Source organism: Citrobacter sp. GW821-FHT02E08 (genome assembly GCF_059421685.1).
In genome coordinates, this window is sequence record NZ_JBWKVL010000007.1 from 63669 (window position 1) to 80553 (window position 16885).

11 protein-coding genes are annotated in these 16885 nt (G+C 54.3%); all 11 read left to right on the forward strand.

Annotated features, from left to right (window positions below; translation table 11 throughout):
- The first annotated feature begins 144 nt into the window (after nucleotides 1–144).
- The 11 genes from AC07UY_RS11385 to AC07UY_RS11435 all read left to right on the forward strand — a co-directional run bounded on the left by AC07UY_RS11385 (nucleotide 145) and on the right by AC07UY_RS11435 (nucleotide 16885).
- Complete coding sequence (locus AC07UY_RS11385) at nucleotides 145–5106, forward strand: alpha-2-macroglobulin family protein (RefSeq protein WP_494701221.1); 4962 nt, start codon at nucleotides 145–147, stop codon at nucleotides 5104–5106.
- Entirely contained in the window at nucleotides 5107–7419 is a 2313-nt protein-coding gene (gene pbpC, locus AC07UY_RS11390) for a peptidoglycan glycosyltransferase PbpC (protein WP_494701220.1), read from the forward strand.
- Nucleotides 7420–7593: 174 nt separating this feature from the next.
- Nucleotides 7594–8025: a nucleoside-diphosphate kinase gene (ndk, locus tag AC07UY_RS11395; RefSeq protein WP_162379108.1), complete on the forward strand. Its 432-nt coding sequence runs from the start codon at nucleotides 7594–7596 to the stop codon at nucleotides 8023–8025.
- A 168-nt stretch (nucleotides 8026–8193) separates the two neighbouring features.
- Nucleotides 8194–9360, forward strand: a complete 1167-nt coding sequence (gene rlmN / locus AC07UY_RS11400) for a dual-specificity RNA methyltransferase RlmN (RefSeq protein ID WP_203360416.1) — start codon at nucleotides 8194–8196, stop codon at nucleotides 9358–9360.
- Nucleotides 9361–9652: 292 nt separating this feature from the next.
- Nucleotides 9653–10663, forward strand: a complete 1011-nt coding sequence (rodZ, locus tag AC07UY_RS11405; RefSeq protein WP_494701219.1) for a cytoskeleton protein RodZ — start codon at nucleotides 9653–9655, stop codon at nucleotides 10661–10663.
- A 26-nt stretch (nucleotides 10664–10689) separates the two neighbouring features.
- The gene (gene ispG / locus AC07UY_RS11410) at nucleotides 10690–11808 is read left to right on the forward strand and encodes a flavodoxin-dependent (E)-4-hydroxy-3-methylbut-2-enyl-diphosphate synthase (RefSeq protein WP_203360418.1); all 1119 of its coding nucleotides are present in this window, start codon (nucleotides 10690–10692) and stop codon (nucleotides 11806–11808) included.
- A 110-nt stretch (nucleotides 11809–11918) separates the two neighbouring features.
- Nucleotides 11919–13193 carry a histidine--tRNA ligase gene (gene hisS, locus AC07UY_RS11415; RefSeq protein WP_494661014.1) on the forward strand — a complete coding sequence of 425 codons (1275 nt, stop codon included), beginning with the start codon at nucleotides 11919–11921 and terminating at the stop codon, nucleotides 13191–13193.
- 13 nt (nucleotides 13194–13206) lie between these two features.
- On the forward strand, nucleotides 13207–13827 hold the full coding sequence (locus AC07UY_RS11420; RefSeq protein WP_203360420.1) for a YfgM family protein: 621 nt from the start codon (nucleotides 13207–13209) through the stop codon (nucleotides 13825–13827).
- 10 nt (nucleotides 13828–13837) lie between these two features.
- Nucleotides 13838–15016: an outer membrane protein assembly factor BamB gene (gene bamB / locus AC07UY_RS11425; protein ID WP_494661013.1), complete on the forward strand. Its 1179-nt coding sequence runs from the start codon at nucleotides 13838–13840 to the stop codon at nucleotides 15014–15016.
- A gap of 116 nt (nucleotides 15017–15132) precedes the next feature.
- Nucleotides 15133–16605, forward strand: a complete 1473-nt coding sequence (der, locus tag AC07UY_RS11430) for a ribosome biogenesis GTPase Der (protein WP_192613062.1) — start codon at nucleotides 15133–15135, stop codon at nucleotides 16603–16605.
- Nucleotides 16606–16663: 58 nt separating this feature from the next.
- On the forward strand, nucleotides 16664–16885 hold the full coding sequence (locus tag AC07UY_RS11435) for a zinc ribbon domain-containing protein (protein WP_203360422.1): 222 nt from the start codon (nucleotides 16664–16666) through the stop codon (nucleotides 16883–16885).

A 16885-nucleotide genomic window follows, 5' to 3' on the forward strand; every position in this document is an offset into this window, starting at 1 on the left:
AAGAGGCTGATTTATCAGGCGGAGCCACATTTCTCACCCAAAAATCAGAATTCAGCCCCCTGATACAGACTTACACAACTGGAAATCTCGCGCATAATATCTTATCAACAGTGGCTAACGGGCCTGAGTGGCCAGGGATGAACAATGAAACACTTACGTGCAGCAGCCTGTATGCTGCTGGCGGTGCTGGCTGGATGCGACGACAACGCAACGACAGCGGCAAAAAATGCCGCTCCTGCGCCGCAGGTGACAAAGGAAAAAAATACAGCTCCTGCGAAACAGGCTGCAGCGGTGAAAGATCCCGCGCAGTTGCAGAAGCTGGTTCAGCAAAGTCAGGGGAAAGCGCTGACGCTGCTGGATGCATCGGAAGTCCAGGTGGATGGCGCGGCGGCGCTGGTGCTTACATTCTCGATCCCGTTAGATCCTGAGCAAGATTTTTCCCGTACCGTACATGTGGTTGATAAAAAAAGCGGCAAGATTGATGGTGCCTGGGAGCTTGCGCCAAATCTGAAAGAGTTGCGATTACGGCATATTGAGCCAAATCGGGATCTGATCGTGACCGTCGAACGCGATGTCAAAGCGTTGAATAAAGCCACGTTTGGCAGCGAATATGAGAAAACCATCACGACGCGGGATATTCAACCGAGTGTTGGATTCGCCAGCCGCGGTTCGTTGCTGCCGGGGAAAGTGGTTGAAGGTTTGCCGGTGATGGCGCTCAACGTGAACAATGTGGATGTTAATTTCTTTCGTGTAAAACCCGAGTCGCTGGCGGCGTTCGTCAGCCAGTGGGAATACCGTAACGCCCTGTCTAACTGGGAGTCCGACAATCTGCTAAAAATGGCGGATCTGGTCTATACCGGCCGCTTTGATTTGAATCCTGCCCGTAATACCCGTGAAAAACTCCTCTTGCCGTTAAGCGAGATTAAGCCATTACAGCAGGCTGGGGTCTATGTGGCAGTGATGAATCAGGCGGGTCAGTATAACTACAGCAATGCCGCTACGCTGTTTACGCTCAGCGACATCGGTGTTTCTGCGCACCGTTATCACAACCGTCTTGACGTTTTTACCCAAAGCCTGGGGAACGGCGCCGCACAGCAAGGCATTGAGGTCACTTTACTCAATGATAAGGGGCAAACACTGGCGCAAGCGACCAGCGATGCACAGGGACATGTCCAACTGGAGACGGACAAAAACGCGGCGTTATTGCTGGCGAGAAAAGACGGGCAAACCACGCTACTGGATTTGAAATTGCCAGCGCTGGATCTGGCTGAATTTAATATTGCGGGCGCCCCCGGTTACAGCAAACAGTTCTTTATGTTTGGTCCCCGCGATCTCTATCGTCCTGGCGAAACGGTGATCCTCAATGGATTACTGCGTGACAGCGACGGCAACGCGTTACCCGATCAACCCGTCAAACTGGAAGTGGTGAAACCGGACGGCCAGGTGTTGCGTACGGTCGTGAGCCAGCCAGAAAACGGCTTGTATCGCTTTACGTATCCGCTGGACAGTGGTGCGACGACCGGCATGTGGCACATCCGCGCGAACACAGGCGATAACCAGTCGCGGATGTGGGATTTCCACGTTGAAGACTTTATGCCCGAGCGGATGGCGCTCAACCTGACGGCACAAAAAACACCAATAGCTCCCGCCGATGAGGTGAAATTCTCGGTCGTCGGCTACTACCTGTATGGCGCACCGGCAAACGGTAATGCGCTGCAAGGGCAACTGTTTTTGCGCCCGCTGCGAGACGCGGTACCGGCGCTGCCGGGATTCCAGTTTGGCAATATTGCTGAGGAGAATCTCTCCCGCAGTCTCGATGAAGTTCAGCTCACGCTGGATGATACAGGTCGCGGTGAGGTGACTACGGCAAGCCAGTGGCAAGAGGCGCACTCGCCGTTACAGGTGATCCTGCAGGCAAGCTTGCTGGAGTCGGGGGGACGCCCGGTGACACGCCGTGTTGAACAGGCCATTTGGCCAGCGCAGACATTGCCCGGCATTCGCCCACAATTCGCCGCGAAAGCTGTGTATGACTACCGCACGGACACCACGGTGAATCAGCCGATTGTTGACGAAGGCAGCAATGCGGCCTTTGACATTGTCTACGCCGATGCGCAAGGCGTAAAAAAAGCGGTTTCAGGATTGCAGGTTCGTTTGATTCGCGAGCGACGTGATTACTACTGGAACTGGTCAGAAAGCGAAGGCTGGGAATCACAGTTTGATCAAAAAGATTTGATGGAAGGAGAGCAGTCTCTCGATCTTAATGCGGATGAAACCGGTAAAGTCAGCTTCCCCGTTGACTGGGGTTCCTATCGTCTGGAGGTGAAAGCGCCAAACGACGTGGTCAGTAGCGTGAGATTCTGGGCCGGATACAGCTGGCAGGATAACAGCGATGGCAGCGGCGCAGCGCGTCCGGATCGCGTAACGCTGAAACTGGATAAACCGACCTATCGCCTTGGCGACACCCTCAAATTACATATCGCTGCACCTGCTGCGGGCAAAGGGTATGCGATGGTGGAATCGAGTGACGGTCCACTGTGGTGGAAAGAAATTGATGTCCCCGCCGGGGGGCTTGAACTTGCAATTCCGATCGATAAAACCTGGAATCGCCACGATGTATACCTGAGCGCGCTGGTGGTGCGCCCTGGCGATAAATCACGCTCAGCCACGCCGAAACGTGCTGTCGGGTTATTACATCTGCCGTTAGGGGATGAAACACGCCGTCTGGATCTGAGCCTGGACACACCAGAAAAGATGCGACCCAATCAACCGCTGACCGTGAAAGTGAAAGCCAGCGTCAAGCAGGGCGAGACGCCAAAGCAGGTCAATGTGCTGGTGTCTGCCGTGGACAGCGGGGTGCTGAATATTACGGATTACGTGACGCCGGATCCGTGGCAGGCGTTCTTCGGGCAAAAACGCTATGGCGCAGATATCTATGATATTTACGGCCAGGTGATTGAAGGTCAGGGGCGTCTGGCGGCGCTTCGCTTTGGTGGTGATGGCGATGCACTCAAACGCGGCGGTAAACCGCCGGTCAACCATGTGAACATTGTGGCGCAGCAGGCGCTGCCGGTGGCGCTCAATGAACAGGGTGAAGGCACGGTGACTCTGCCGATTGGTGATTTTAATGGTGAACTGCGGGTGATGGCGCAGGCATGGACTGCCGGAGATTTCGGCAGCAGTGAAAGCAAGGTGGTCGTTGCGGCACCGGTCATTGCGGAGCTGAACACCCCGCGCTTTATGGCTGCTGGCGATACCTCACGCCTGACGCTGGACGTCACAAACCTGACTGACAAACCGCAAACGCTCAATATCGCGCTGACCGCCAGCGGATTACTCGAACTGGTGAGCCAACAGCCTGATCCCGTCAATCTGGCGCCGGGCGTCAGGACGACGTTGTTTATTCCCGTTCGTGCTCTTGAGGGCTTTGGCGATGGCGAATTACAGGCAACGATCAATGGAGTAAACCTGCCGGGTGAAACCATTGCCGCGCAGAATAAACAGTGGAAGATTGGGGTACGCCCTGCCTGGCCTGCCCAGACGGTAAACAGCGGCGTCACTCTGCAACCCGGAGAAACCTGGCGTGCGCCTGCGCAGAATCTGGAGAATTTCTCTCCGGCTACGCTACAGGGACAATTGCTGTTGAGCGGCAAACCGCCGCTGAATCTGGCGCGTTATATTCGTGAATTGAAAGCGTATCCGTATGGGTGTCTTGAGCAGACTGCCAGCGGGCTGTTCCCTTCACTTTATACCAATGCGGCACAACTGAAGGCGCTGGACATTGCGGGCGATAGCGATGAAAAACGTCGTGCGGCGGTTGATATCGGTATTTCTCGTTTGTTGCAGATGCAGCGTGATAACGGCGGTTTTGCACTGTGGGATAAAAACGGTCCGGAAGAGTATTGGCTGACGGCCTATGCGATGGACTTCATAGTGCGTGCTGGTGAACAAGGGTACAGCGTGCCAACGGAGGCCGTTAACCGTGGCAATGAACGCCTGCTTCGTTATCTGCAGGACCCGGGCATGATGTCGATCCGCTATAGCGATGATACTCCGGCCAGCAAATTTGCGGTTCAGGCGTACGCTGCGCTGGTACTGGCACGCCAGCAAAAAGCGCCGTTGGGCGCGTTGCGTGAGATCTGGGAACGTCATGCTCAGGCTGCATCAGGCTTACCCCTGTTGCAATTGGGTATTGCGCTGAAAAACATGGGCGATGCCACTCGCAGTGAGCAAGCGTTGACGCTGGCACTCAATACACCGCGGCGTGATACGCAGCAGTGGATGGCGGATTACGGCAGTTCGCTGCGCGATAATGCGCTGATGTTGTCGCTGCTGGAGGAGAATAAACTTAAACCGGATGTGCAAAATACCTTGCTGAACACCTTGTCTGAGCAGGCATTCGGTCAGCGCTGGCTTTCCACTCAGGAAAGTAATGCCCTGTTCCTTGCCGCGCGAACCTTGCAGGATTTGCCGGGGAACTGGCAGGCACAGACGTCGCTTTCAGAGCAGCCGCTTGTGGGCACGAACGCGCAAACGCGTAATCTTGATGCTGACCAGTTATCGACTCTAGCCGTCACCAACAGTGGCGATCAACCGCTGTGGCTGCGTCTGGACAGCAGCGGTTATCCGAATTCTGCCCCTGCGTCGACAAGTCAGGTTCTGCAAATTGAACGCCAGATCCTGGGGACCGACGGGCAGCGTAAATCGCTCTCGTCACTGCGCAGCGGCGAACTGGTGCTGGTATCGTTGACGGTGAAAGCCAGCCAGAATGTACCCGATGCTCTGGTCGTGGATTTATTACCGGCCGGGCTTGAACTGGAAAACCAGAATCTGGCGAACGGCAGCGCCAGCCTGCAGGACAGCGGTAGCGCGGTGCAGAATCTGTTGAGCCAGATGCAGCAGGCGGACATCCAGCATCTGGAATTCAGAGACGACCGCTTTGTTGCCGCCGTCGCGGTAAATGAAGGACAGCCCGTGACGCTGGTCTACCTGGCGCGAGCGGTGACGCCGGGAACGTATCAGGTGCCGGTTCCGCAGGTGGAATCAATGTATGTTCCACAGTGGCGGGCGACCGGGACAACCGAAGGGCTTATGATTGTCACACCGTAAATGATGGGTTTTCGAGGAAAACGCGGCTATTGGATTGGGCTGATAGCCGCCCCCCTGTTCATTCTCTTTTTGGTCTGGGGGGCAGATAAGATCTGGCCGCTACCGCTCAGAGAGGTGAATCCTGCACGGGTGGTGGTGGCGCATGACGGCGTACCGCTTTGGCGTTTTGCCGATGCGGACGGCATCTGGCGTTATCCGGTGACGATCGAAGAGGTGTCGCCCCGATATCTGGAGGCGCTCATCAATTATGAAGATCGCTGGTTCTGGAAGCATCCTGGGGTAAACCCGTTTTCAGTATTACGCGCTGCCTGGCAGGATCTTTCCTCCGGGCGCGTGGTGTCTGGCGGCAGTACGCTCACCATGCAGGTCGCAAGATTGCTTGATCCCCATCCGCGCACATTCGGTGGCAAATTTCGTCAGCTTTGGCGCGCACTTCAGCTTGAATGGCATCTCTCTAAACGCGATATTTTGACGTTGTATCTTAACCGCGCGCCCTTTGGGGGAACGTTGCAAGGCATTGGCGCAGCAAGCTGGGCCTACCTTGGCAAACCGCCAGGTCAACTGAGCTACTCAGAAGCAGCATTGCTGGCCGTTTTACCGCAGGCACCCAGTCGTTTGCGCCCCGATCGCTGGCCGGAGCGCGCACAAGCGGCGCGAAATAAAGTGCTGGAACGGATGGCGGCCCAGGGCATCTGGTCGGCAAAAATCGTGCAGGAATCCCGTGAAGAACCGGTCTGGCTGTCGCCCCGGAAAATGCCGCAACTGGCGCCGCTCTTCTCGCGCATGATGCTCGGGAAAAGTAAAAGCGACAAAATCGTTACTACGCTGGATGCGGGATTACAGTATCAACTGGAAGAGCTTGCCCAGATCTGGAAAAGCAGGCTTCCCGCCCGCAGTTCACTGGCGATGATCGTTGTTGATCACACGGATATGAGCGTGCGTGGCTGGGTGGGATCGGTGGACATGAACGACGACAGTCGTTTTGGTCATGTCAATATGGTCAATGCTATCCGATCGCCGGGATCGCTGCTCAAACCGTTTGTTTACGGTCTGGCACTGGATGAAGGACTGATCCACCCGGCGTCACTCTTACAGGATGTCCCGCGCCGTACCGGTGATTATCGTCCGGGGAATTTTGACAGTGGCTTTCATGGTCCGGTCAGCATGAGTGAAGCGTTGGTGCGTTCGTTGAATTTACCCGCGGTACAAGTGCTGGAAGCGTATGGGCCAAAACGTTTTGCCGCCAAACTTCGCAATGCGGGGTTGCCGCTCTATTTACCTGCCGGGGCAGCCCCCAATCTTTCACTGATTCTGGGGGGCGCAGGGGCGAAGCTGGATGAGATGACCGCAGCCTGGAGCGCTTTTGCGCGTCATGGCAAAGCCGGTACTTTGCGGCTTCAGCCTGACGACCCGTTACAAGAACGCCCGCTGATGTCGCCAGGCGCAGCGTGGATTATCCGGCGAATTATGGCGGATGAGGCGCAGCCTTTACCGGATAATTCGCTGCCGAGGATTGCGCCGCTGGCACGGAAAACCGGCACCAGCTATGGCTATCGTGATGCCTGGGCCATCGGCCTTAATGCGCGCTATATCATTGGAGTCTGGACGGGCAGGCCGGACGGCACGCCCGTTGTGGGACAGTTTGGATTCGCAAGCGCCGTCCCGTTACTGAATCAGGTGAACAATATTTTGCAGGCGCGGACAACGGTTCAGCCTGAAGATCCGCGCCCGCCATCGGTCAGTCAGGGCGTTATTTGTTGGCCTGGGGGACAATCACTTCCCGCCACAGAGCCGAACTGCCGCCGCCGACTGGCCACGTGGCTACTGGAGGGCAGTCAGCCGCCAACGTTGTTGCTACCTGAACAGGAAGGGATTAACGGCATCCATTTCCCGGTCTGGCTGGACGACTCGGGAAAACGTGTCGCGGCTGATTGTCCGCAGGCACGCGAGCAAACGCTGATTGTATGGCCGTTACCGCTTGAACCCTGGCTTCCAGCCTCCGAGCGCCGCGCATCGCGGCTTCCGCCGGTTTCAACCACCTGTCCGCCGTTGGGGCAGGGGGCGCTTTTACCCCTCCAGTTGACAGGGGTTCTCGACGGCGCGATTCTGAGGCGCTTACCCGGAACGCCAGAAGCCTCTTTACCGATCCAAACCCGTGGTGGAACAGAAGCGCGTTGGTGGTTTTTGAATGGTGAACGGTTGCAAGAGCGCGGGCGGAATATCACGTTACGCATTGCGGAAAAAGGGGAGTATCAGCTTCTGGTAATGGATGATGCGGGGCAGGTGGCGACAGTGAGATTTACCTTGCAATAGCCGGACAGTAGACCAGATCGCGTAGAATTGTTGCTAATGCTCGTTTTATTTTAAAAAAATGTTACCTCTGTCAATGGTCAATTGGCTGGAGGGCCATTATAATCCGCGCCAGGTCGTACATGCGTATATAAACCCTGGCGGGTATACAACAACAGAACATATTCAGAGGTAATCATGGCTATTGAACGTACTTTTTCCATCATCAAACCAAACGCGGTGGCAAAAAACGTTATTGGCAACATCTTTGCGCGCTTTGAAGCAGCAGGGTTTAAAATTGTCGGTACTAAAATGCTGCATCTGACCGTTGAGCAGGCGCGTGGATTCTATGCAGAGCATGACGGTAAACCTTTCTTCGATGGCCTGGTAGAGTTCATGACCTCTGGCCCGATCGTTGTTTCCGTACTGGAAAGCGAAAATGCCGTTCAGCGTCATCGCGACCTGCTGGGTGCAACCAACCCGGCTAATGCGCTGGCAGGCACCCTGCGCGCTGACTACGCTGACAGCTTCACTGAAAACGGCACCCACGGTTCTGATTCCGCTGAGTCTGCCGCACGTGAAATCGCCTATTTCTTTGGCGAAGGCGAAGTGTGCCCGCGTACTCGCTAATCGAGCACGCTTTTACACATTATTTTCGCTAATGTCTCGCGCAAGCGTGGCATCCTTGCGATAGAATTTGTACAATGCAGCGCCCCCGGACGAGCACCGCTCACCGGGGCGTTTCTTTTTTCAACCCTCCAGGGGCCATAACGTGTAATAACGAGGCCGGAATCGATTATGTCTGAACAAATTGTCACGTCTGAAAGCATCACCCCAGTAGTCCCTAATAAAGAGGGTAAAATTAATCTGTTGGATCTCAACCGCCAGCAGATGCGCGAGTTTTTTAAAGAATTAGGTGAAAAGCCCTTCCGCGCCGACCAGGTGATGAAGTGGATGTACCACTACTGCAGCGATGACTTTGATGATATGACCGATATCAACAAGGTATTGCGTGGTAAGCTGAAAGAGGTGGCGGAAATCCGTGCGCCAGAGGTGGTTGAAGAGCAGCGTTCATCTGACGGTACCATCAAATGGGCGATCGCGGTTGGCGATCAGCGTGTTGAAACGGTCTACATCCCGGAAGACGATCGCGCCACCCTGTGCGTCTCTTCACAGGTGGGTTGTGCGCTGGAATGTAAATTCTGCTCAACTGCGCAGCAAGGCTTTAACCGTAACCTGCGCGTGTCGGAAATTATCGGCCAGGTGTGGCGGGCGGCGAAGATCGTCGGTGCTGCGAAAGTCACCGGGCAACGTCCTATCACCAATGTGGTGATGATGGGGATGGGCGAGCCATTACTCAACCTGACCAACGTCGTTCCTGCCATGGAAATCATGCTGGATGATTTCGGATTCGGTTTATCAAAGCGTCGCGTTACCCTGTCCACCTCCGGCGTTGTACCCGCGCTGGACAAACTGGGTGATATGATTGACGTTGCGCTGGCAATTTCACTGCATGCGCCGAACGATGAAATTCGTGATGAAATCGTTCCTATCAACAAAAAGTACAATATCGAAACGTTCCTGAGCTCGGTTCGTCGCTATCTGGAGAAATCCAATGCGAACCAGGGGCGCGTCACGATTGAGTATGTCATGCTCGATCATGTTAACGACGGCACTGAACATGCGCATCAACTGGCGGAATTGCTGAAAGATACGCCGTGCAAGATTAACCTGATTCCGTGGAACCCGTTCCCGGGCGCACCGTATGGACGCAGTTCAAACAGCCGGATTGACCGTTTCTCCAAGGTGTTGATGGGCTACGGCTTCACCACCATCGTGCGTAAAACCCGCGGTGATGATATTGATGCAGCCTGCGGCCAGTTGGCGGGTGACGTGATTGACCGTACTAAACGCACTCTGCGTAAGCGCATGCAGGGTGAGGCAATCGACATTAAAGCGGTTTGATGTTAGTTACGCTGCGGTATAATTAATCTACCGCAGCACTAAGGTAAGCTATTTTGAGGGTATTGCTATCTCTCTCAGGTCAATATTAACGGTGCGTTTTTGTCGACTTTAGGGCAGTATGTAGCGGTGCAACAATAGTTTAGCCTTAGGCTTTAGCTGTTTTGTCATGAGTAACCTGACAGTCTTATACTGTCCGACTAAGGTTAACTGACCTGATGTTTCGCGGTGCGGGTGGGCATTGTGGCTCGCCGGCACCTGAACCCTTATTTACACGTACCTGCAGCTGTAGCGAATGAATACTGAAGCCACGCACGACCAAAATGAAGCACAAACCACCGGCGTTCGTCTGCGCAATGCCCGTGAACAACTCGGACTCAGCCAGCAGGCAGTCGCGGAGCGACTTTGCCTGAAGGTTTCCACGGTACGCGACATTGAAGAAGATAAGGCGCCAGCCGATCTCGCTTCAACGTTCCTGCGCGGGTATATCCGTTCTTACGCACGTCTGGTGCATATTCCTGAAGAAGAACTGCTGCCAGGGCTGGAAAAGCAGGCGCCGATTCGACCGGGCAAAGTCGCCCCGATGCAAAGTTTTTCTCTCGGCAAGCGTCGTAAAAAACGCGATGGCTGGTTGATGACTTTCACCTGGCTGATTCTGTTTGTGGTCGTTGGCCTGACGGGTGCCTGGTGGTGGCAAAATCACAAGGCGCAGCAGGAAGAGATCACCACGATGGCCGATCAATCCACCGCTGAACTGAGCGCCAGTAACGAGAGCTCGCAGAGCGTGCCGCTGGATACCAGCGCGACGGCAAGCCAGAATAACGCACAAGCGCCTGCGGACGCCGCGAGTACGGCTGCGACAACTGCGCCGCAGACGTCGGAAGCGACTTCCGCTGCGCCGACGGCAGATGCGCAACAAAATGCGGTTGTTGCTCCTTCCCAGGCTAACGTTGATACCGCAGCGACGGCTCCTGCTGTTGCTCCAGTCGCCCCGGGCGCGCCATTGCCAGCTGACCAGGCTGGTGTAACGACGCCTGCGGTTGATCCCAATGCGCTGGTCATGAACTTCACTGCCGATTGCTGGTTAGAAGTGACTGATGCAACAGGTAAAAAGTTGTTTAGCGGTATGCAGCGTAAAGATGGCAATTTAAACTTAACGGGCCAGGCGCCTTACAAGCTTAAAATTGGTGCTCCGGCCGCGGTACAGATCCAGTATCAAGGAAAGCCTGTCGATCTTAGCCGTTTTATCAGAACTAACCAGGTTGCACGTCTGACCGTTAATGCCGAACAATCACCGGCTCAGTAACAGACGGGCAATGCGGGAGATTTTTCATGCATAACCAGGCTCCAATTCAACGTAGAAAGTCGAAACGTATTTACGTTGGGAATGTGCCGATTGGCGATGGTGCTCCCATCGCCGTACAATCTATGACCAATACGCGTACCACAGATGTGGCGGCGACGGTCAATCAAATCAAAGCGCTTGAACGCGTTGGCGCCGATATTGTTCGTGTCTCTGTACCGACGATGGATGCTGCCGAAGCGTTTAAACTGATCAAACAGCAGGTCAACGTACCTCTGGTTGCCGATATCCATTTTGACTATCGCATTGCGCTAAAAGTGGCGGAATACGGTGTCGATTGTTTGCGGATTAACCCAGGCAATATTGGCAGTGAAGAGCGTATTCGCATGGTGGTGGATTGCGCTCGCGACAAAAACATCCCGATCCGCATTGGCGTTAACGCCGGATCGCTGGAGAAAGATCTCCAGGAAAAATACGGTGAACCCACACCGCAAGCGTTGCTGGAATCCGCAATGCGCCATGTGGATCATCTCGATCGTCTCAATTTTGATCAGTTTAAAGTCAGCGTTAAAGCCTCCGATGTCTTTTTGGCGGTTGAATCCTATCGTTTGCTGGCGCGCCAAATCGAACAACCCTTGCATCTCGGGATCACCGAGGCGGGCGGCGCGCGCAGCGGCGCAGTGAAATCAGCGATTGGTCTGGGGTTACTGCTGTCGGAAGGGATTGGCGATACGCTGCGCGTCTCGCTGGCTGCCGATCCGCTGGAAGAGATTAAAGTCGGTTTCGATATTCTGAAATCGCTGCGTATTCGTGCCCGCGGAATCAACTTTATCGCGTGTCCAACCTGTTCTCGCCAGGAGTTCGACGTCATCGGTACGGTGAACGCGCTGGAACAACGTCTGGAAGATATCATTACGCCAATGGACGTTTCGATTATCGGCTGCGTTGTCAACGGACCGGGCGAAGCGCTGGTTTCTACGTTGGGTGTGACGGGCGGTAACAAGAAAAGCGGCCTCTATGAAGACGGCGTGCGTAAAGACCGTCTCGACAACGACGATATGATCACGCAGCTTGAAGCCCGCATTCGTGCGAAAGCCAGCATCCTGGATGAAGCGCGTCGAATTGACGTGCAGCAGGTTGAAAAATAATAACGTGATGGGAAGCGGCGTGCTTCCCGTGTATGATTGAACCCGCATGGCTCCCGCACCGTTTGGGGAAGCGCTGAGGGTTCATTTTTATATTCAGAAAGAGAATAAACGTGGCAAAAAACATTCAAGCCATTCGCGGCATGAACGATTATCTGCCTGGCGAAACCGCCATCTGGCAGCGCATTGAAGGCACACTCAAAAACGTGCTCGGCAGCTACGGTTACAGTGAAATCCGCTTGCCGATTGTAGAGCAGACCCCGTTATTCAAACGCGCGATCGGTGAAGTTACTGACGTGGTTGAAAAAGAGATGTACACCTTTGAGGACCGTAACGGCGATAGCCTGACATTGCGTCCCGAAGGGACGGCGGGCTGTGTACGCGCCGGCATCGAACATGGTCTCCTGTACAATCAGGAACAGCGTCTGTGGTATATCGGGCCGATGTTCCGCCACGAACGTCCACAGAAAGGACGTTATCGTCAATTCCATCAGCTGGGTGTCGAAGTGTTTGGCCTGCAAGGCCCGGACATTGATGCCGAGTTGATCCTGCTCACTGCGCGCTGGTGGCGTGCGCTGGGTATTTCTGAACATGTCAGCCTTGAGTTGAACTCTATCGGTTCACTTGAAGCCCGCGCTAACTATCGTGATGCGCTGGTTGCCTTCCTCGAACAGCATAAAGAGAAGCTGGACGAAGATTGCAAACGCCGTATGTACACCAATCCTCTGCGTGTCCTGGATTCCAAAAATCCGGAAGTGCAGGCGTTGCTCAACGACGCCCCGGCGCTGGGTGATTATCTGGACGACGACTCACGCGAACACTTCGCGGGTCTGTGCAAGTTGCTTGAAGCAGCAGGTATAGCCTACACCGTCAACCAACGTCTGGTGCGCGGCCTTGATTACTACAACCGTACCGTCTTTGAATGGGTCACCAATAGCCTGGGCTCGCAAGGCACCGTATGTGCGGGTGGTCGTTATGACGGTCTGGTGGAGCAACTTGGCGGTCGCGCAGCCCCGGCAGTCGGTTTTGCCATGGGTCTCGAACGACTTGTTTTGCTTGTTCAGGCAGTTAATCCGGAATTTAACGTCGATCCTGTTGTCGATATATACCTGGTCGCTTCAGGCGTTGATACGCAGTCTGCTGCAATGATCTTCGCTGAACGTCTGCGTGATGAAATTCCAGGCGTAAAACTGATGACAAACCACGGCGGCGGCAACTTTAAAAAACAGTTTGCCCGTGCCGACAAATGGGGCGCCAGCGTTGCATTGGTGCTGGGTGAGACTGAAGTGGCCGACGGTACTGTGGTTGTGAAGGATTTGCGCTCTGGTGAGCAAACGACAGTCGCGCAGGATAGCGTTGCCGCACATTTGCGCACTTTGACTCGTTAAGGAGAAGGACAGCGTGGAAATTTACGAGAACGAAAACGATCAGATTGATGCGATCAAACGTTTCTTTGCTGAGAACGGTAAAGCGCTGGTTGTTGGGGTTATTTTAGGGGTTGGTGCGCTGGTAGGTTGGCGCTACTGGACCAGCCATCAGACGGAGTCTGCACGTTCTGCTTCTCTGGCCTATCAAAATGCGGTAACCGCAGTGAGTGCGGGCAAACCGGAGAGCCTTCCTGCTGCGGAGAAATTTGCTGCAGAAAACAAAAATACTTACGGCGCGCTGGCCTCTATGGAACTGGCGCAGCAGTTTGTTGATAAAAATGAACTTGAGAAAGCCGCTGCCCAGTTACAACAGGGGTTGACGGCCACCAGCGATGAGAATCTCAAAGCGGTGATCAATCTGCGTCTGGCCCGCGTTCAGATGCAACTCAAGCAAGCGGATACTGCGCTGAAAACGCTCGACACCATCAAAGGTGAAGGGTGGGCAGCCATTGTAGCCGATTTGCGTGGAGAAGCATTGCTGAGTAAAGGCGATAAACAAGGCGCGCGTAGTGCATGGGAAGCAGGCGTGAAGAGCGACGCTACCCCAGCGCTGAGCGAAATGATGCAGATGAAAATCAATAATTTGTCCATCTGAGAGGGACCCGATGCAATTGCGTAAATTACTTCTGCCAGGGCTGCTTTCCGTGAGCCTGGTGAGCGGCTGTTCACTGTTTAGTGGCGAAGAAGATATCGTTAAGATGTCCCCGTTACCTGTAGTTGAAAATCAGTTTCAACCGTCTACGGCCTGGAGCACCTCTGTAGGCAACGGTATTGGTGATTTCTATTCCAATCTTCATCCTGCTCTGGCGGATAACGTCGTCTATGCAGCCGATCGTGCTGGCGTTGTTAAGGCACTGAATGCAGACGATGGCAAAGAGGTCTGGTCTGTTAATCTGGGAGAGAAAGACGGGTGGTTCTCCAGAGCCTCTGCGCAACTCTCTGGCGGTGTGACCGTTTCTGGCGGCCATGTTTATATCGGCAGCGAAAAAGCGCAGGTGTATGCCTTGAATACCAGCGACGGTACGCCAGCATGGCAGACGAAAGTCGCCGGTGAAGCGTTGTCCCGTCCAGTGGTCAGTGATGGCGTGGTGCTGATTCATACCAGCAACGGTCAACTCCAGGCGTTAAACGAGGCTGACGGTGCTATCAAATGGACCGTTAACCTTGATATGCCGTCGCTCTCTCTGCGCGGTGAGTCTGCTCCAGCGACCGCTTATGGCGCTGCGATTGTGGGTGGCGATAATGGCCGTGTAAGTGCGGTACTGATGCAGCAGGGCCAGATGATTTGGCAGCAGCGTATTTCGCAAACTACAGGGACGACTGAAATTGACCGCCTGAGCGACGTTGATACGACGCCGGTCATCGTCAATGGCGTCGTTTACGCGCTGGCTTATAATGGTAACCTGACGGCGCTTGATCTGCGCAGCGGTCAGATTATGTGGAAACGCGAGCTGGGTTCGGTGAATGACTTTATCGTCGACGGCAACCGTATTTACCTCGTTGACCAGAATGACCGTGTCATGGCGTTGACCACTGACGGTGGCGTAACCCTGTGGACACAAAGCGATCTCCTGCACCGTCTGCTGACCTCACCAGCGCTGTATAATGGCAACTTAGTGGTCGGCGATAGCGAAGGCTATCTGCACTGGCTCAACGTTGAAGATGGTCGTTTCGTGGCTCAGCAAAAAGTAGACGGCTCCGGTTTACTGACCGAACCGGTATCGGCTGATGGTAAACTGCTGCTCCAGGCAAAAGACGGCACGCTGTATTCTATTACGCGTTAACCGTCACGGCCGCTCGCTTTGAAAAACGGCTCCTGGTGCAGGGGCCGTTTTACTGTTTTTAACAACGGCATAAAATGTGCGCGTTGTCTGATGATTTTTTAAATGAGGCTTTAAACATGGTACCTGTGGTCGCGCTTGTCGGGCGCCCTAACGTCGGAAAATCCACGTTATTTAACCGTCTAACTCGCACCCGAGATGCGCTGGTTGCGGATTTCCCGGGTCTGACTCGTGACCGTAAGTACGGTCGTGCGGAAGTTGAAGGCCGCGAGTTTATCTGCATTGATACCGGTGGTATTGATGGCACTGAAGACGGTGTCGAGACGCGTATGGCGGAACAGTCGCTGCTGGCGATTGAAGAAGCCGATGTGGTGTTGTTCATGGTTGATGCGCGAGCAGGGCTGATGCCAGCCGATGAAGCCATCGCCCAGCATCTGCGCTCTCGCCAGAAACCGACGTTCCTCGTTGCCAACAAAACTGACGGACTTGATCCTGACCAGGCGATCGTCGATTTCTATTCACTGGGTTTAGGTGAAATCCACCCGATCGCTGCATCCCATGGGCGTGGTGTACTGAGCCTGCTGGAACACGTGCTGCTGCCGTGGATGGATGATGTTGCTCCGCAGGAAGAAGTCGATGAAGACGCGGAGTATTGGGCAAAGCTTGCAGCCGAAGAAAACGGTGAAGAAGAGCCGGAAGATGATTTCAACCCGCAAGACTTGCCGATCAAGCTGGCTATCGTTGGCCGCCCGAACGTAGGTAAGTCTACACTCACTAACCGTATTTTGGGTGAAGATCGTGTTGTCGTTTATGACATGCCGGGCACGACGCGTGACAGCATCTATATTCCGATGGAGCGCGATGAGCGTGAGTATGTACTGATTGATACTGCGGGTGTTCGCAAACGCGGTAAAATCACTGACGCAGTAGAAAAATTCTCCGTTATCAAAACGTTGCAGGCGATTGAAGACGCCAACGTGGTGATGCTGGTGATTGACGCTCGCGAAGGTATTTCCGATCAGGATCTGTCGCTGCTGGGCTTCATCCTCAATAGTGGGCGCTCACTTGTTATTGTGGTGAACAAATGGGATGGCCTGAGCCAGGAAGTTAGAGAGCAGGTAAAAGAGACGCTGGACTTCCGTCTGGGCTTTATCGACTTTGCCCGCGTACACTTTATTTCTGCCTTGCACGGCAGCGGTGTAGGCAACCTGTTTGAATCTATCCGTGAGGCTTACGACAGCTCAACGCGTCGCGTGAGCACGGCGATGCTGACCCGTATCATGACGATGGCGGCAGAAGATCACCAGCCGCCGCTGGTGCGTGGTCGTCGCGTGAAGTTGAAATATGCCCATGCCGGTGGTTATAACCCGCCAATCGTGGTGATCCACGGTAACCAGGTGAAAGATTTACCGGACTCCTACAAGCGTTATCTGATGAACTACTTCCGTAAGTCGCTGGAAGTCATGGGGACGCCGATCCGCATTCAGTTTAAGGAAGGGGAAAACCCGTATGCCAACAAACGCAATACGTTGACCCCAACCCAGATGCGTAAGCGTAAGCGTCTGATCAAGCACATCAAGAAAAGTAAGTAATCTGCTCACCCTCTCCGTTCCGGGGAGGGTGTCATCAACAGGAATGTGAGGAGGATGTATGGAACTCATTTGTCCCGTCTGTCACCAGGCACTGGAACGCAATGGCGAAACAGCGCACTGTGCGTCATGTGAAAAAGATTTCAAACTGGAAGCACGCTGCCCGGATTGCCATCAGCCCCTGCAGGTTTTAAAAGCCTGTGGCGCGGTGGATTATTTTTGCCAGAATGGTCACGGTCTTATTTCAAAAAAACGGGTTGAGTTCGTCATTAATAACGAGTAA